Annotated in this window: 16 protein-coding genes; 3 read left to right on the plus strand and 13 right to left on the minus strand. The window is 65.3% G+C overall.

Annotation, left to right across the window (positions count from 1 at the left end; all coding sequences use genetic code 11):
* Positions 1-26 precede the first annotated feature (26 nt).
* On the plus strand, positions 27-386 hold the full coding sequence (locus ABID58_RS30830; RefSeq protein ID WP_354036626.1) for a hypothetical protein: 360 nt from the start codon (positions 27-29) through the stop codon (positions 384-386).
* A 244-nt stretch (positions 387-630) separates the two neighbouring features.
* On the opposite strand, the gene ABID58_RS30835 is transcribed toward ABID58_RS30830, so the two are convergent.
* The 6 genes from ABID58_RS30835 to ABID58_RS30860 form a co-directional block, all read right to left on the minus strand.
* Positions 631-894, minus strand: a complete 264-nt coding sequence (locus tag ABID58_RS30835; protein ID WP_148750359.1) for an EscU/YscU/HrcU family type III secretion system export apparatus switch protein — start codon at positions 892-894, stop codon at positions 631-633.
* Positions 891-2516: a flagellar hook-length control protein FliK gene (gene fliK / locus ABID58_RS30840; protein WP_354036628.1), complete on the minus strand. Its 1626-nt coding sequence runs from the start codon at positions 2514-2516 to the stop codon at positions 891-893. The genes ABID58_RS30835 and fliK overlap by 4 nt, the downstream gene beginning before the upstream one ends.
* Before the next feature lie 54 nt (positions 2517-2570).
* Entirely contained in the window at positions 2571-3365 is a 795-nt protein-coding gene (locus ABID58_RS30845) for an ATP12 family chaperone protein (RefSeq protein WP_354036629.1), read from the minus strand.
* Positions 3366-3679: 314 nt separating this feature from the next.
* A complete protein-coding gene (locus ABID58_RS30850) occupies positions 3680-4894 on the minus strand; it encodes an RluA family pseudouridine synthase (RefSeq protein WP_354036631.1) in 1215 nt (404 codons plus the stop codon).
* 52 nt (positions 4895-4946) lie between these two features.
* Complete coding sequence (locus ABID58_RS30855) at positions 4947-6284, minus strand: replication-associated recombination protein A (protein ID WP_354036632.1); 1338 nt, start codon at positions 6282-6284, stop codon at positions 4947-4949.
* Positions 6281-7687, minus strand: coding sequence for a DegQ family serine endoprotease (locus tag ABID58_RS30860; protein ID WP_354036634.1), 1407 nt, complete (start codon positions 7685-7687; stop codon positions 6281-6283). The genes ABID58_RS30855 and ABID58_RS30860 overlap by 4 nt, the downstream gene beginning before the upstream one ends.
* A gap of 313 nt (positions 7688-8000) precedes the next feature.
* On the opposite strand from ABID58_RS30860, the gene ABID58_RS30865 reads away from it, so the two are divergent.
* Complete coding sequence (locus ABID58_RS30865; protein ID WP_354036636.1) at positions 8001-9617, plus strand: OprO/OprP family phosphate-selective porin; 1617 nt, start codon at positions 8001-8003, stop codon at positions 9615-9617.
* Between the two features lie 39 nt (positions 9618-9656).
* On the opposite strand, the gene ABID58_RS30870 is transcribed toward ABID58_RS30865, so the two are convergent.
* A complete protein-coding gene (locus tag ABID58_RS30870; protein ID WP_354036638.1) occupies positions 9657-10043 on the minus strand; it encodes a winged helix-turn-helix transcriptional regulator in 387 nt (128 codons plus the stop codon).
* 121 nt (positions 10044-10164) lie between these two features.
* On the opposite strand from ABID58_RS30870, the gene ABID58_RS30875 reads away from it, so the two are divergent.
* Entirely contained in the window at positions 10165-11178 is a 1014-nt protein-coding gene (locus ABID58_RS30875) for a zinc-binding alcohol dehydrogenase family protein (RefSeq protein ID WP_354036639.1), read from the plus strand.
* Positions 11179-11243: 65 nt separating this feature from the next.
* Here the strand turns inward: ABID58_RS30875 and hisC are convergent, their stop codons facing one another.
* The 6 genes from hisC to ABID58_RS30905 form a co-directional block, all read right to left on the minus strand.
* Positions 11244-12302 carry a histidinol-phosphate transaminase gene (gene hisC, locus ABID58_RS30880; protein ID WP_354036640.1) on the minus strand — a complete coding sequence of 353 codons (1059 nt, stop codon included), beginning with the start codon at positions 12300-12302 and terminating at the stop codon, positions 11244-11246.
* The gene (locus ABID58_RS30885; protein ID WP_354036642.1) at positions 12299-13615 is read right to left on the minus strand and encodes a chloride channel protein; all 1317 of its coding nucleotides are present in this window, start codon (positions 13613-13615) and stop codon (positions 12299-12301) included. Before ABID58_RS30885 ends, hisC begins: the two co-directional genes overlap by 4 nt.
* A 56-nt stretch (positions 13616-13671) precedes the next feature.
* Positions 13672-13968: a DUF1330 domain-containing protein gene (locus ABID58_RS30890; protein ID WP_354036644.1), complete on the minus strand. Its 297-nt coding sequence runs from the start codon at positions 13966-13968 to the stop codon at positions 13672-13674.
* Between the two features lie 9 nt (positions 13969-13977).
* Positions 13978-14766: an SDR family NAD(P)-dependent oxidoreductase gene (locus ABID58_RS30895; protein WP_148750349.1), complete on the minus strand. Its 789-nt coding sequence runs from the start codon at positions 14764-14766 to the stop codon at positions 13978-13980.
* A gap of 264 nt (positions 14767-15030) precedes the next feature.
* A complete protein-coding gene (rplQ, locus tag ABID58_RS30900) occupies positions 15031-15447 on the minus strand; it encodes a 50S ribosomal protein L17 (protein ID WP_148750348.1) in 417 nt (138 codons plus the stop codon).
* Positions 15448-15591: 144 nt separating this feature from the next.
* Positions 15592-16623 carry a DNA-directed RNA polymerase subunit alpha gene (locus tag ABID58_RS30905; RefSeq protein ID WP_148750347.1) on the minus strand — a complete coding sequence of 344 codons (1032 nt, stop codon included), beginning with the start codon at positions 16621-16623 and terminating at the stop codon, positions 15592-15594.
* Positions 16624-16698 lie beyond the last annotated feature (75 nt).

Below are 16698 nucleotides of genomic sequence, written 5' to 3' on the forward strand. Positions count from 1 at the left end.
CCGGCTCATGGTCTGGCAGTGGAGTATTGAGCACGACGGACGGCGGGCAGGAGCGGCTGCGCTGCCGCGCAACCTACAATGTCGGCAACGGCAGCGCCCAGCTTGGCCTCAATCTGAGATGCGCGAGCGAGAGCTACAATTTCGATCTCGCCGGTGACGTCGAGTATCAGGGCGGCGCCGTTTCCGGGTCGTGGCGCGAAGCCACCCGCAACGCATCCGGCACGATCTCGGGCCGCGCGAGCGGCGATCATGTCGACGCGGCCGCACGGGGCGATAACTTCTCCGCCAATCTGTCCCTGACAACGCGCGGCGGACGGCAAACCGTATCGATCCGTCCGCAGGGCACCAACGTCACGAACGTTTCGTTGGCGCTGGAACGGCGTTAGCCCAGCGCTGCCGCCGCTAAGCTAGATCGCGCCGATATCGGCAAGGCACGCTTGCGTCAGCGGCATGGTGGGCACAGCGCTACGCGCCTTTGCGCACCCCACTTCTGTTCAAGCTGGGATAGAGGCCACATGCTCCGTCATTGCGAGCGCAGCGAAGCAATCCAGAATCTTTCCGCGGAGGGACTCTGGATTGCTTCGCTGCGCTCGCAATGACGCGCGGAGAGATGCGCGCCAGCTTCATGCGCTAGCGCACCCGCCCCGACAGCCGCAGCACGAATACGAGAACCTCAGCCACGGCCTTATAAAGATCAGGCGGAATCTCCTCGCCGAGCTCGATCTTCGAGAGCGCGCCGGCCAGGATCTCGTTCTCCTCGATCGGGATGTCGTGGGCTTTTGCGATCTCGACGATCTTGGCGCCGATCGTACCCTTGCCCTTAGCGACGACAACAGGCGCGCCGCTGCCCTTCTCGTAGTGCAGCGCGATTGCAAGCTTGGACTCCTCGCTCATGTGGCGCGATCCAGGAAATGCCCGGCACGCGCCGGCGGTGCTTGCGGCGGCGTGCCGTCGCGCACGACGATATCGCCGGGCTTGAGCTCGGCCTTGGTCAACGCCTGATTGAGCTCACCGATTCCGGCGCGGAGTTGCTGCGCCGTCGCCGGCCGCTCGGCCCACATCCGCACGAGGGTCTTGTCACCGTTGAGCGTGATCAGCGCGTGCACGGGTCCGCTCGGCTCGACATTGAGCGTGAAGCGTGCGCGCCAGGCGCGCTTGGCGGAATCGGCCTGCTCGTTGCCGCCATCACGCGAGATCTCGAACTGCGCCATCGCGGTGCCCTGCGCCGTCGCAAACGGAATCTCGAAATTCCATTGCGGCACGCTCGGATCGATGCGATGGCCGCTGGCATCGGCCCGGTCGGGCAGCGAGGCGACTTGCAGCAGCGTCTGCCGCGCGATCGCGGCATCGGTGTCGTCAAGCAGGCGACGCACGGTCGCGGCGAGCGGCGCATTCGGCGCGAGCGATGGCGAGGCGACCGCTTGCGGCGACGGCAACGCGCCGCGGAACGGCGGTGGCGTGGTCATACGCGCGGCCGCTTCGAAGACGTGGCCGTCAGGTACGACCTTGATGGCGCCCGGCACATTCCCGATCAGACGCGGCAGGTTTTGCGTGACCTCTTGCAGCAGGCTCGCGGCAAGGCCTGCGGAGATCGTCCGCGGCAACGCTGCCTGCGATGTGTCGATCATGTCGGCAAGCACGGCGGCCGCAACATTGGCGTTGCGCTGCATTTGCAGCGATTGGGCTATCTCTGCGTCAGGCAGCGGCGCTTGCACGGCCTCGCCTGCAGCTTGAGGCGGCGAGCTTGCGGCCTGCGGAGTAGTGACGGCGTTCGTCGCAACAGCAACCGCCTGTGTCGGTGGCGCGCTGGTCTCGAGCGTGCCTGATGTTGCGGCCAGCGTCCGGCGCAGCACCAGCAGCGCTGCCTTCAGGTCGGGCACCGCGCCTGACGGCGGCATCGTGCCTGCGGCAAGCGAGGCCTCGAGAAACAGGCCGGACTTCTGGAAGGCGGATTCGATATCGTCGCCACCGAGCGCGGTGTTGAGCGGCGTCTGTTGCGCCAGTACGTCCAGCATGGCCTGCTTCAGGCCATCAGGCAGATCGCTACCGGTCACGACGGAGGCGAGATTGGCGAACAGCGGTGCCTGGCTGCCCTGCTTGGTCACGGCCTCGGCCGATGCTGCGGTGACGGCGACCTGCTCGGTCGGCGTCAGGGGATTGCGGGCCGCCGTCGCGGATGGCGCAAGCGATGGGCTGTCGACCAGCGTGGCGGCAGTCGGCGTCAGCGTGACCTGATCGGCGCTCGCCTCGCCTGCTCCGTTGACCACAGCGAGACGAATCGTGCCGTCGTTCTGCGACACCGCGAGCTGGAGATTTTGCCCTGGGGTCAGCGACACCTCGGACATCACGTCCATCGACAGATTGGCGATCGCGATCCGCACCAGATTGTCGGCGAGCACGCTGACGACCCTGGCATCGACGACGCTGCCGGCCTGCAGCACAAGATCGGGCGTCGCCGCATCAGCCACGGGGCTGGCGGCACTGACGGGAACGATCGAGCTTATCGGCGTCGGCATCTCAGGGCCCAGGGCGTGCTGTTCCCACCCTAAGGTCCCCTCGTAAACCTCTCGTTAAGGACCTTTGGCCCCGGGTGGGTTCACGGCCGCCAGCACCGCGAAGGCGGCCTCGAAATCCCGCAAGCGCGTGGCCCGACGGGCGGCCGCCTCCTCGTCCATGCCCCACTGGTCGGTGTTCCAGTCCTCGTCGACATGGGCGGCGGCCCAGACCTGGCCGGCGTCACGCACGCCACGGGCCAGCGCCAGCGCCAGCAGAGCCGAGCCGGTCAGGGTCGTCACGATGTGGAGGGCGGCGACCGACCAGGCATCCCCCGGCAGCGCGGCGCGGGCGGCCCGGAGCGCCTCGTCCGGCTGCCTCACGTGCACGATCCCCTCGGACAGGATGAAATGCGCCCCCAGCGCCTCCGCCGCCCAGAACAGCACGGGGTCCCAATGCGCGGCCTCGCGGGCGACCAGCCCCTCGGGGTGGCCGGCGCGATAGAACAGCAGATCGGTCTCCAAATATTTTGCGAGGTCATCGATGACAAGCTCGACGCGGTCGACCACGCCCTCGACCACGCTGTTGGCGATCCGCGTCAGCGGCATGGTCACGGGATCGATCGCCTCGCGCTGCGCGGCCCATTCCGCGGCCACGGCATCGGCCAGCGCCCGCGCGGGGATCACCACCTGGCGGGCAGACGGCGTACGGATCGGCTTGCCGTCGAGCGTGATGGCGAACCCGCCCTCGACCTCGGCGATGCCCACATCCTTGTAGAAGCGCTTGCGCCGCGGCGTCCGCGCGGACGCACGCGCCGATTCCCGCGGATCCGGCGGGGGTTGGCCGGCTGCTTCTTCGAACAATTCGCGCATGTGAGTTTTCGGTCTCCGCCGCTGAATGCAGGCTTTTGAAGTAAGATCGGCTTTTAAGGTAAGATCGGCGGCCGATAAAGCGAGCGGGCATGAGGGAACTTGCGGGCATTGTGGCGGACGTTTTTGGAGCAGTTTCGGAATTGAGGGGATGGCTTTCGGTCGCAACCACAATCACCGCTGTCATGCCCCGCGCAGGCGGGGGGCATCCAGTACTCCGCGGCGGATGTGATGAGAGCGAGCTCGCTAAGGCCGGCCTCTGGAATACTGGATCGCCCGCCTTCTTCGCGGGCGATGACTGTCGCTAGCAGCGCTCCCTACTCCTCCGGCGCGTTCTCGATCGGATCGAACCGGCTCGCGTCCAGCCCAAGCAGATTCCACGACTGCTGCATGTGCGGCGGCAGCGGCGCGGTGGCATCGATGACGCCGCCGCGCGGGTGCGGGATGACGATCCGGCGCGCAAGCAGGTGCAGCCGATTTTGCAGGCCGCCCGGCAGCTGCCAGTTCTCGATGTTGAAATATTTGGGATCGCCGACGATGGGATGGCCGATATGCTCCATGTGGGCGCGGAGCTGGTGGGTGCGCCCCGTCACCGGCTTCAGCGACACCCAGGTCAGCTTGTTGCCGGCGGTCTCGACCACCGCGTAGTACGTCACCGCGTGGCTGGCACCCTCATCGCCATGCTGGGCGATGCGCATGATGGTGTCGTCCTCGCTCTCCTCCTTCGCAAGGAAAGTCGAGATGCGGCCCTGCTTCGGCTTCGGCAGGCCCGGCACCAGCGCCCAATAGGTCTTCCGTGCCGAGCGCGAGCGGAACGCGCCGGTCAGATGCGAGGCGGCAAAACGCGTCTTGGCGATCAAAAGACAGCCCGACGTTTCCCTATCGATACGGTGCACGAGCCGCGGCTTCTGCCCCTTGGAATCGCGCAACACCTCCAGCATCTGGTCGATGTGGCGCGTCATGCCCGAGCCGCCCTGCACGGCGAGGCCAGCGGGCTTGTTCAGCACGAGGACGTCGTCATCCTCGTAGAGCGTCATCTCCTTCAGCGCGGCAAGGGTCTTTTGCGCAGCCTCCGACAGCTCGCCCACCGCCTTCGGCGTATCGAGCTTCAGCGGCGGAATGCGGACGCTCTGTCCCTCCTCAAGCCGGTCCTTGCTGTCGACGCGCTTGCCGTCGACGCGCAGCTCGCCTTTGCGAACAACGCGCTGGATGTGGGAGAACGACAGGCCGGGAAAGCGCGCTTCGAGAAAGCGATCGACGCGCATGTTGTTCTCATCGGCCGTCACCTTGACGGTCTGAACCTTGGTCGGCAGCAGCACCTCGACCGGCTTTACCGGCGCGGCCTGCTCCAGCTCCGTTTTGGGCGGACGCCGCTCGGCGCGCTCGCCCGCAAAGCGCGGCGGCTTGGCGCCAAGCTTCCTGCCTGGACGCGGCCCAGCCTTGTTCGCGCTACGCGCCTTGAACGGACGCGATTCCTTGCGCTCGTCGCGCGAGCGGGGCTCTTGATTGGTTCTCTTGATACGGCGGCTCATGGTTGCCTGCGTACCCTAAAAGCCGGCTCCCGTCACGGCGAAATGGCCGATTCTAGCGCGAGCCGCCCCGCTCCTTGCGCAGCTTGGCCCAATAATCCAGCCGCTTGCGGATCTCCCGCTCGAAACCGCGCTCGGGCGGGTCGTAGAAGATCTGGCGGCCCAAGGCTTCCGGGAAGTAGTCCTGGCCGGAGAAGGCGTCGGGGGCGTCGTGGTCGTATTCGTAAGCTGCGCCGTAGCCCTCCGACTTCATCAGCTTGGTCGGCGAGTTCAGGATGTGCTTGGGCGGCAGCAGCGAGCCGGCCTGTTTTGCGACCTGCATCGCCGTGCCGAAAGCGGTATAGACCGCGTTCGATTTCGGCGCGGTGGCGAGATAGACCACGGCCTGCGCGATCGCGAGCTCGCCCTCGGGATGGCCGAGGAAATCGAAGGCGTCCTTGGCGGCATTGGCGATGACGAGCGCCTGCGGATCGGCAAGGCCGATGTCCTCCACCGCCATGCGCACGACGCGACGCGCCAGAAACAGCGGATCCTCGCCGGCGTCCAACATGCGCGCGAGATAATACAGCGCGGCATCGGGATCGGAGCCGCGCACCGATTTATGCAGCGCCGAGATCAGATTGTAATGGCCGTCAGCCGATTTGTCGTAGATCGGCGCGCGGCGCTGCAGGATGTCCTGCAACTGCGCGGCGTTGAAAATCTCATCCGCTCGCGCCGAGCGCCAGACCTCTTCGGCGAGCGTCAACGCCGCGCGGCCGTCACCATCGGCCATGCGCACCAGCACGGCGCGCGCCTCTTCATCGAGCGGCAGCTTGCGACCCTCGACCTCCTCGGCATGCGCGAACAGTTTTTCGATCGCGGCAGCGTCGAGCGAGCGAAACACCAGGACGCGCGCGCGGGACAGAAGCGCCGCATTGAGCTCGAAGGACGGGTTTTCAGTAGTGGCGCCGACCATGACGACGGTGCCGTCCTCCATCACCGGCAGAAACGAATCCTGCTGTGCGCGGTTGAAGCGATGCACCTCGTCGACGAACAAGAGCGTACCCTTGCCCATCTCGCGACGGGCACGCGCGGCGTCGAATGCTTTCTTCAAGTCCGCGACGCCGGAGAACACAGCCGAGATCTGCTCGAAATGCAGATCGGTCGCATCCGCCAACAGCCGCGCCACCGTGGTCTTGCCGGTGCCGGGCGGCCCCCAAAACACCAGCGAACCGAGCGTGCGCGTCTCCAGCATGCGCGTCAGCGCGCCGTCGGGGCCGAGGATGTGATCCTGGCCGACGACCTCCGACAGCGCACGCGGCCGCAGCCGGTCCGGCAGCGGATGCGGGGCGTCGTGATCGAGCCCCGCCGCGGCAAAGAGAGTTGGCGTCTCCTGTGGTCGCTTCGGACTCATCCGCCCAGCGTGACGTTGATCTGCTGACCGCCGCGCACCAGCGTGATGCGCCAGAGCCGCTGGCTTACGGCCGCCGCCTTCTCGAGATCGCCGGTCTTGCCGATCTTCTGGTTGTTGACGGCCAGGATGATGTCGCCCTTCTGGAAGCCGACACTCGCCGCCGCGCTGTCGCCGCCGAGATCGGTGATCACGACACCTTCGGTGTCGGCGTCGAGATGCAGCTCATCGGCAAGCGCCGGCGTGATGGTCGAGACCTTGGCGCCCTGGAACGGCGAGCGCGCGGTGAGAACGAGTTCGTTGCGGCCGATATCCGGCGCAGTCTCGAGCGCGATCGCCAGCTTGAGCGGCTTGCCGCCGCGCTGCACGTCGATCTGCGCCGTGCCGCCGAGCGGACGGGTGGCAAAGCGGTAGTCAAACGCGTTGGGATCGTCCACGGCCTGGCCGTCGATCCCGGTGATGAGGTCGGAGGATTTCAACCCCGCCTTGGCTGCAGGACCGTTGGGAACGACGCTTGCGACCAGCGCGCCGGTCGGCGAGCGCAAGCCGAGGCTCTCGGCGATCTCCGGCGTCACCGCCTGCAGCTTCGCACCGAGCCATGGCCGCTTCACCGCCGTGCCGCCGCTCTTGGCGGAGGCGACGACGACGCGCACCATATTGGCGGGGATCGCAAAGCCGATGCCTTGCGAGCCGCCGGAGCGCGAGTAGATCGCGGTGTTGATGCCGGCAAGCCGGCCGTTCATGTCGACCAGCGCGCCGCCGGAATTGCCGGGATTGATCGCAGCATCGGTCTGGATGAAGAACTGGTAGTCGGTGATGCCGACCTGCGTGCGCGCGAGCGCCGAGATGATGCCGTGGGTCACGGTCTGGCCGACGCCGAAGGGGTTGCCGATCGCCATGACGACGTCGCCGACCATCAGCTCATCCGAGTTGGTGAATTCGAGCGCTGGAAACTTTTCCTTGCTATCCTTCAGACGCAGCACCGCGAGATCGCTGCGGGAGTCCTTCAGCACGATCTCCGCCTCGAACTCGCGCTTGTCCGACAGCGACACCCTCACCTGGTCGGCGCCCTCGATGACGTGGACGTTGGTGACGACGAGTCCGGAGGAATCGACGATCACGCCCGAACCCAGCGACCGCTGCACCTGCTCCTGCTGCTGGCCCGGCACGCCGAAGAAGCGGCGGAAGATCGGGTCGTCCAGCAGCGGATTGCGGTTCTGCACCACCTTGGCGGCATAGACGTTGACGACCGCCGGCTGCACCCGCTGCACGATCGGCGCATAGGACAGCCGCAACTCGGCCGGCGACGACGGGACACGACGGTCCTGCGCCGCAGCCGGATAGAAGTGGGCCGAAAAGGCTATGCACAAGGCCGTGACGACGGCGGTCCGGTTCGCTCGAAACATTCCTACCTCTTGGAAAAGACGCCGGAATATAGGCGCGTTCGCCCCCCAATAGAAGGGCGCCGGGCGGCAATATTCGGCCCTGTCCCGGTGTGTCCGGCCTGCAAGCCTCCGTGCAAAATTGCAAGCCGCCTGACGCGACAGATTGGCATGACGCGCATCATCCAGCATTCTATGCCGCGGTGGATTCGGTTGCGACGAATTTGCACCAGTGGGAACCACGCAACCGGAGCGTAGCGTCGCGGGGCAGTCATCGATCGTTCTTAGGCTCTCCCGTTACGACTTGGGGAAGATCGTCAAACGATGGAGTCATGACGTGAGCAGGACAAGAATAGCAGCCGCGGCGATTGGTCTCGCCGGTGTGCTGGCGGGCTCGCAGGCCCAGGCCCAATCGGCAAGCAACAGCGATCAGGAGATCGCGCTCCTGAAGCAGCAGCTGAAGATGCTGGAGCAGAAGCTCGACAAGCTCCAGAACCAGACTGCCGCGAACACGGCGGCCGCCGCGAAAGCCAGAGCGGAGGCGAAGGCTGAAGCGAAAGCCGAAGCACGCTCCGAGGCGAAGGCCGTCGTGGCCAATGCCAATGCGGCGTTTCCGGTCAAGGGCGCGCCGCCGACAGCCGGCGTGATCGTGACGATGCCGAACAACCGGCCGACCATCTGCACATCCGACGGGGCGAACTGCGTTGCCATCACCGGCCGCGTCCACTGGGATGTCGGCGGCTACGACTATCGTCCCAACACGGCGTCAACCGTCCCGCAGAAGCTCGACAGCGGCGAGAATGTCCGTCGCGCACGCATTGGCCTCGCCGGCAAATTCTTCAACGACTGGAATTTCGCGCTGGTCTACGACTTCGGCGGCTCGTCCGACGGTTTTGGCGGCGCAGCGCCCGGCTCGCTGCCGGGCGGCGGCGTCTCCGGCCTGGAGAATGCCTATCTCAGCTACACCGGCCTGAAGCCGTTCGGCGGCCGGATGGCCATCGAGGCCGGCATCATGGACCTGCCGTACACGTTGGACGAAGCCACAAGCTCCAACGACATCATGTTCATGGAGCGCGCCTCGCCCGGCGTGGTCGCGACCAACATCGCTGCAGGCGACTTCCGCTCCGCGGCGGGCGCGCGCTGGTTCAACGACCAGCTCTGGATCGGCGGCTATGTCACGGGACCGTCGACCGGCGCGATTCATTCCGCCTCGAGCGCGGCACCGGCGGGAACAAGCGAGCAATATGGCGCGGTGGCGCGTATTGCCGGCAACCCGATCAGCGGCAAGGACTACTCGGTGCATATCGGCGCCGACGCGCAATGGCTGATCCAGCCGCCGCGCAATCTCATTGCCAACACGCAGACAGTCACGCTCAGCGACCGTCCGGAATTGCGTCTCGACCCGACGACGCTGGTGTCGACCAGTGCGATTGCCAATGTCTCGGGCGCTCAGGTCTACAGCGTAGAGGCGGCCGCGACCTACGGACCGCTGATCCTCCAGGGCGAGTATTTCTGGTACAATGTCGACCGCACCGCCAATACCGGTGTGCCACTGGTCGGCGCGCCGAGCCTGAAATTCCAGGGCGGTTACGCGCAGGCCGGCTACGTGCTGACGGGCGAGACTCACACTTACAACGCTGCCAACGCCGCTTATAACGGCGTCAAGCCGGCGCATCCGTTCTCGCTCGACGGCGGCGGCTGGGGCGCGTGGGAAATCGCGGGACGCTTCTCGACGATCGACCTCAATGATCAGCTTGCGAGCGCCAACGGCGTCGCGGGTGGGCGCCAGAACGTCTACACGCTTGCGCTCAACTGGTACGTCAACGGTAACATCCGCTTCATGCTCGATTACCTGCATGGCACCGTCTCCAAACAGACGCTGCCGCCGACTGCATTCGCGAATACGGGCTCGAACTTCGACGCCGTGGCAATGCGCACGCAGTTCGCCTTCTGACGCGATCAATTCCGGGGGCGGCGTGGCCGCTCCCGGAAGTTAAGCAGCGCGCTTCGGCTTCTTGACGACGGGCTCGACCTTAGCCGCCGGCGCGCAGGACAGCCGCTCCTGATGGCCCTCACCCCACGCTTTCAGAGTGTCGATCACTGGGCGCAAGCTTTCGCCGAGCTCAGACAGCGTGTATTCCACCCGCGGCGGCACTTCGGCATAGACCTTGCGGATGACAAGCTTGTCCTCCTCCAGCGCGCGAAGCTGTTTTGTCAGCATGCGCTGGGTGATGCCGGGCATCCTGCGACGCAGTTCGCCAAAGCGCTGGGTACCGTTCTGGAGGTGATAGAGGATCACGCCCTTCCACTTGCCGTCGATCAGATCCAGCGTCGCCTCGACCGAGCAGCCGGGACGACGGGTAAAATCTCGTCGTTTCATGCGTGCTTTCCCAATAGTATCCATACAGGGACTATATCCCCGAATTTACAGTACTTGCCAAATGGGAGCCAGGGCGACAGTTAGAGCGGCAGGCGAATACGCCATCTGATGGAGACAAGCCATGAAGGCCGTCGGCTACAAGAAATCGCTACCGATCGAGGATCAGGACGCGCTGATCGATTTCGAGGCCACCAAACCGGAACCGAAGGGGCGCGACATCCGCGTCACGGTGAAGGCGATCTCGGCCAATCCGGTCGACTACAAGGTGCGCAAGCGCGCCGCCCCGCCCGAGGGCGAGACCAAGATTTTGGGCTACGACGCGGCCGGCGTGGTCGACGCGGTCGGGCCCGACGTCACGCTGTTCAAGCCGGGCGACGAGGTGTTTTACGCGGGCTCGATTCAACGCCAGGGCACCAACTCCGAATTCCATCTGGTCGACGAGCGCATTGTCGGCAACAAGCCGAAGTCGCTCTCGTTCGCGCAGGCCGCCGCCCTTCCCCTCACCTCCATCACCGCCTGGGAATTGCTGTTCGACCGCCTCGGCGCCGTGCCCGGCAAGAGCGTCGATCCGCGCACGCTGCTGATCACCGGCGGCGCCGGCGGTGTCGGCTCGATCCTTATCCAGCTCGCGCGCCGCCTCACCGGCCTCACCGTGGTTGCGACCGCAACACGGCCGGAGTCGCAAAAATGGTGCCTCGATCTCGGCGCACATGCGGTGATCGACCACGGCAAGCCGATGAAGGAGCAGATCGAGAAGCTGAAGCTGCCGCCGGTCGCTCTAGTGGCGAGCCTCACCTTCACCGAGCAGCACTACAAATCGATCGCCGAATTCATGGCGCCGCAGGGCAAGTTTGGCCTGATCGACGATCCCGCGGAGTTCACCGTGAGCGCATTCAAAGGCAAGGCGATCTCGGTGCACTGGGAATCGATGTTCACGCGCTCCTCATTCCAGACGCCTGACATGATCGCGCAGCATCATCTGCTCAACGACGTCGCCGACCTCATCGACAAGGGCGTCTTGCGCACCACGCTCGACCAGACCTTTGGCACGATCAACGCGGCCAACCTCAAGCGCGCGCATGCGCTGCTCGAGAGCGGCAAGTCGCGCGGCAAGATCGTGCTGGAAGGGTGGTAAGCAACCACGACGTCGGTGCGTAGGGTGGGCAACAAGTCGCTTGGCCCACCCTGCGATTTTCACGGTCAGCTCAGTATCCGCGACAAGGCCGACAACAGCCGGTCGATCTGCTCATCCGTACCCACGGTAATCCGCAGATAGTCCGAGATGCGAGCCGCGGAAAAGTGGCGAACGATCACCGCCCGCTCCCGCAGCGCTGCCGCAAGCGCGGCCCCCTCATGCGCGGGATGGCGCGCGAAGACGAAGTTGGCCAGGGACGGCAGCACCTCGAAGCCAGCTCGCTTCAGTCCGCGGGTCAGCCGCTCCCTGCCCTCGATCACGCGAACGCGGCCCTGCTGGAAATAGGCTTCGTCCTCCAGCGAGGCGATGGCGCCGGCCTGAGCGGGCCGGCCGAGCGGATAGGAATTGAAGCTGTCCTTCACGCGTGTCAGCCCATCGATCAGATCGGCATCGCCGATCGCATATCCCACCCGAAGCCCTGCCAGCGCGCGCGACTTGGACATGGTCTGCACGACCAGGAGATTCCGATGGGACGCAACCAGCGGAATCGCGGTCTCGGCGCCGAAATCGACATAGGCCTCGTCGACGACGACAGGCACATCCGGATGCTGCTCCAGCAGTGTCTCGATCTCGGCGCGAGACAGCGCGATCCCCGTCGGCGCGTTCGGATTTGGGACGATGATCGCGCCGGCCGGCCGACGGTAATCGGCGATGCGGATCTGCATGGCCTGGTCGAGCGGCACGGTCTCGTAGGCGATGCCGAACAGCCGGCAGTAGACCGGGTAGAAACTGTAGGTGATATCGGGAAACAGCAGCGGGGCATCATGCTTCAGCAGGGCGACGAAGGCATGGGCCAGCACCTCGTCCGAGCCGTTGCCGACGAACACCTGCTCGGGTCTCACACCATGATAGGTGGCCAGGGCGGCCCGCAGCGCGGTCGCCTGCGGGTCCGGATAAAGACGCAGGGTATCGGCTGCCGAGTCGCGGATCGCCTCCAGCGCACGCGGAGAGGGACCGAGCGGGTTTTCATTGGTGTTCAGCTTGATCAGGTCCGCGATGCGAGGCTGTTCGCCCGGCACGTAGGGCTTCAAATCATGCGTCAAGCTGCTCCAGAAACGGCTCATCTTGCTTCCCCCTCACGCGGACGCGTCGCCCGCTCGACGAAGCCTTTGGCGAGCGCGTGATAGATACCCTCCTCGCAGATCATCCGCGAGACGAAATGCGCGATCAGCGCGGCCGCCATCAACGGCACGACCATGCCGTGATTGTCCGTCATCTCGGTCACGATCACGAAGGCGGTGATCGGCGCCTGCACGACGCCGGCGAAATACGAGACCATGCCGAGCAGCATGATCGCACCGAGCGGCGCGTCGTGGAACAACGCGGCGATATTGCTGCCGATCCCGGCGCCGACGGCGAGCGACGGCGAAAAGATGCCGCCCGGTATACCGCTGATCGCGGCAAAGGTGGTGGCCAGGAGCTTGAGAACCCCGAAGTCTCGCGGCAGCGGCGTGCCGTGATCCAGCGCCTCCCTCACCTGCACATAACCCGTGCCATAGATCGTGTCGCCCGACATCAGGCCGCAAATCGCGACAGCGAGGCCGCAAGCAAATGCAAACCAGAGCGGGTGGCCCTTGATCGCGCGTCCGAGCGGGTTCTTGAAACCGCGCGCCATGGCAATGACAACGCGGCTGAACAGGCCGCCCGCGAGGCCGCCGACCACGCCGCAAAGCGGAACGGCCAGCCAGTCGGCGCCACGCGCCAGCGACATCGCGCTGCTGCCGAAATAGGCGTAATTACCTGATAGCGCGAGCGACGTCAGGCCGGCCGCGATGACGGCTGCAATGATGAGGCTGGATGTACGCGTCTCAAAAGCGCGGCTCATCTCCTCGATGCCGAAGACGATTCCCGCAAGCGGCGTGTTGAAGGCCGCGGCCACGCCGGCGGCGGCACCCGCCAGAATCAGCCCGGGCTGGCGGCGTGGCGAGACCCGGCCGAGCGCGAACATGATGGAAGCGCCGACCTGAACGGTCGGCCCTTCCCGCCCCACGGAGCCGCCGCACAGGAGCCCGAACAGGGTGAGGATCATCTTGCCGATCGCGACCCGGATCGAGACCAGGCTCTCGCGCGCCGCCTGATCGGTCAGATGCCGCGCGGCGATCGCCTGCGGAATGCCGCTGCCCTGCGCGTTCGGGAATAGACGGATGGTCAGATAGGCCGACAGCATAAAGCCGAGCGGCGTCACCGCCAGTACGGCATAGCGCGACTTGGCCAGAAGGAGCACAAAGGCGTGCTGGGCGAGATCGGCAAGCTGCGCCAGCGCCACCGCCGCAGCGCCGACGGCGATCCCGCCAAGCAGAAAGATCGCCCGCCGCTGCCATCGCGCGGATGTCAGCCTGAACAGGCGTTTGTGGCGGGTCGAGAGGGGCCAGAGCATGTAACCCCGTTTTAGCCGGTCGCGCTCCGAATTGAAGCGGCAAGTGGGCAGACCAGCTAGGCCGGGATCACGCCCTCGACGAACAACAGTCGCCGCTCCAGCGCCGTCTGCCGCAGCTTCAGCGCCGCGGCATATTCCGGCGAGGCGTACCATTCGCGCGCGCGGGCCATCGAGGGAAACTCCACGATGATGATGGTCTTGGCCGGCGGGCCGCCCTCCACCACTTCGGCCGGACCGCCGCGGACGAGATAGCACCCGCCATATTGCGCGATGGTTTGGGCCGCGAGCGTGCGATAGGCCTCCATAGCAGCCTGATCGCGTACCTCCACCTCGGAGATCACATAGGCCGACACAGGCGGGCCTCACGCGATGGTGTTGACGATGCCGCCTTCCGCGCGCAGCGCCGCGCCATTGGTTGCGGATGCCTCCTTCGAGGCGACATAGACCACCATGTTGGCGATCTCGTCGACGCTGGCGAAGCGCTGGAGCAGCGAGCTCGGGCGATGCTGCTTGACGAAATTGGCCGCGGCTTCGTCGACCGACTGACCGTTCTGCTTGGCGAGATCCTTCACGAAGGTCGCGACGCCTTCCGACATGGTCGGACCCGGCAGCACGGAATTGACGGTAACGCCGGTGCCGCGGGTGAGCTGCGCGAGACCCCGCGCGACCGAGAGCTGCGCGGTCTTGGTCGTGCCGTAGTGGATCATCTCGACGGGAATGTTGAGCCCGGATTCCGAGGAGATGAAGACGATGCGGCCCCAGTTGCGCTTAAGCATTCCCTTCAGGTAAGCGCGCGACAGGCGAATGCCGCTCATGACGTTGACCTCGAAGAAGCGGCTCCAGTCCTCGTCCGGAATCTCGAAAAAGTCCTTTGGCTCGAAGATGCCGGCATTGTTGACGAGAATGTCGACCTCGGGCAGTGCCGCCACAAGCGCCTTGCAGCCTGATGCGGTCGAGACGTCAGCGGCGATGCCGCGCACCCTGGCACCTGTCCCTTCCAGCTTGCGCACGGCCGCATCGACCTTGTCCTGGCCGCGCCCGTTGATCACCACGCTCGCGCCCGAGCCGGCGAGGCCCTTGGCGATGGCATGGCCGATGCCGGCGGTCGAGCCGGTCACGAGGGCGGTCTTCCCGGAAAGGTCGATGTTCATGCGTCGTCTCCGTTGATGTTGACGGAGATATTGGGCGTTGCCAGCGTCATGGCAATCAGCGATCACCGATGCGTGAGGCTCTGTCGCCGCAAGGACGCGCTTGTAGGGTGGGCAATGCGTAGCGTGCCCACCATGTCAGCACGGCGTGCGGATGGAATGGTGGGCACGGCGCGCGAAGAGCGCACCTTTGCCCACCCTACCGCTCACGTCATAAAAAAGCGGCGCCCGAAGGCGCCGCTGTCTCGAAACTCAGTACCGGCCGGCTTACGCCGCCTCGGCTTCCTTCGCCTGCACCGGACCGGAGTCCTGGCCCTTGGCATCGACGTCGCGGTCGACGAACTCGATCACGGCCATCGGCGCGTTGTCGCCATAGCGGAAGCCCGCCTTGATGATGCGGGTATAGCCGCCCTGGCGATCCTTGTAGCGGGGCGCCAGCACGTCGAACAGCTTCCTGACCTGGTCCTTGTCGCGCATCTCGGAGATGGCCTGGCGGCGCAGCGACAGCCCGCCCTTCTTGCCGAGGGTGACGAGCTTCTCGACGATCGGACGAAGCTCCTTGGCCTTGGGCAGCGTGGTGACGATCTGCTCGTGCTTGATCAGCGCGGCGCACATGTTCGCGAACATCGCGCGGCGATGCTCGGCGGTGCGGTTGAGCTTCCGATGAACCTTGCCGTGACGCATATGTCTATTCCTTAACGTATGAACTGCCGCGACGGTTCGTCGGACATGTTGCTCAGGTGGGCTGCCTGCGTTCGCCCGTGGTGGTGAGTAGCGAATGGCGAGTAGCGAATTGTTTCCATTCGCAATTCGCCATTCCCTATTCGCCTAGTAGTGATCCTCGAAGCGCTTGGCGAGCTCGTCGATGTTCTCCGGCGGCCAGCCCGGCACTTCCATGCCGAGGTGCAGACCCATCTGGGCCAGCACTTCCTTGATCTCGTTCAGCGACTTGCGGCCGAAGTTCGGGGTGCGGAGCATTTCCGCTTCCGACTTCTGCACGAGGTCGCCGATATAGACGATGTTGTCGTTCTTCAAGCAGTTGGCCGAACGCACCGACAGCTCGAGCTCGTCCACCTTCTTGAGGAAGGCCGGGTTGAAGGCGAGATCCGGGATGATCTCCTGGGCGACTTCCTTGCGCGGCTCTTCGAAATTGACGAACACGTTGAGCTGATCCTGCAGGATGCGGGCGGCGTAAGCCACCGAGTCATCCGGCGTCAGCGCGCCGTTGGTCTCGATCGTCATGGTCAGCTTGTCGTAGTCGAGGATCTGGCCCTCACGGGTATTCTCGACCTTGTAGGAGACCTTGCGGACCGGCGAGTACAGGCTGTCGACCGGAATCAGGCCGATCGGCGCATCCTCGGGACGGTTGCGCTCGGCGGGCACGTAGCCCTTGCCGGTGGCAACCGTGAACTCCATGCGGATCTCGGCGCCCTCGTCGAGCGTGCAGATCTGCAAGTCGGGATTGAGCACGACGACGTCGCCGACGGTCTGGATGTCACCGGCAGTGACAGCGCCCGGGCCCTGCTTCTTCACGACCATGCGCTTGGGGCCTTCGCCCTGCATCCTGATCGCGATATCCTTGATGTTCAGCACGATGTCGGTGACGTCCTCGCGGACGCCGGCGATCGAGGAGAACTCGTGCAGCACGCCGTCGATGTGCACCGACTGCACCGCCGCGCCCTGGAGCGAGGAGAGCAGGATGCGGCGCAGCGCGTTGCCGAGCGTCTGGCCGAAACCGCGCTCGAGCGGCTCGGCAACGATGGTCGCGAAACGCGAGGAATCGCTGCCGGGCTGAATCTGGAGCTTGTTCGGCCGAATCAGTTCTTGCCAATTTTTCTGGATCGTCACTGTTTCACCCATACAGGCCAGTCGATTTGAAAATTCAAATACTGGCGTTGGAGAAAGGCCGCAGATCAAACCCGCGGCTTCTTAAAA

The sequence above is a fragment of the Bradyrhizobium sp. S3.2.6 genome, from assembly GCF_040546885.1.
In the GTDB taxonomy this organism is placed as follows: domain Bacteria; phylum Pseudomonadota; class Alphaproteobacteria; order Rhizobiales; family Xanthobacteraceae; genus Bradyrhizobium; species Bradyrhizobium cytisi.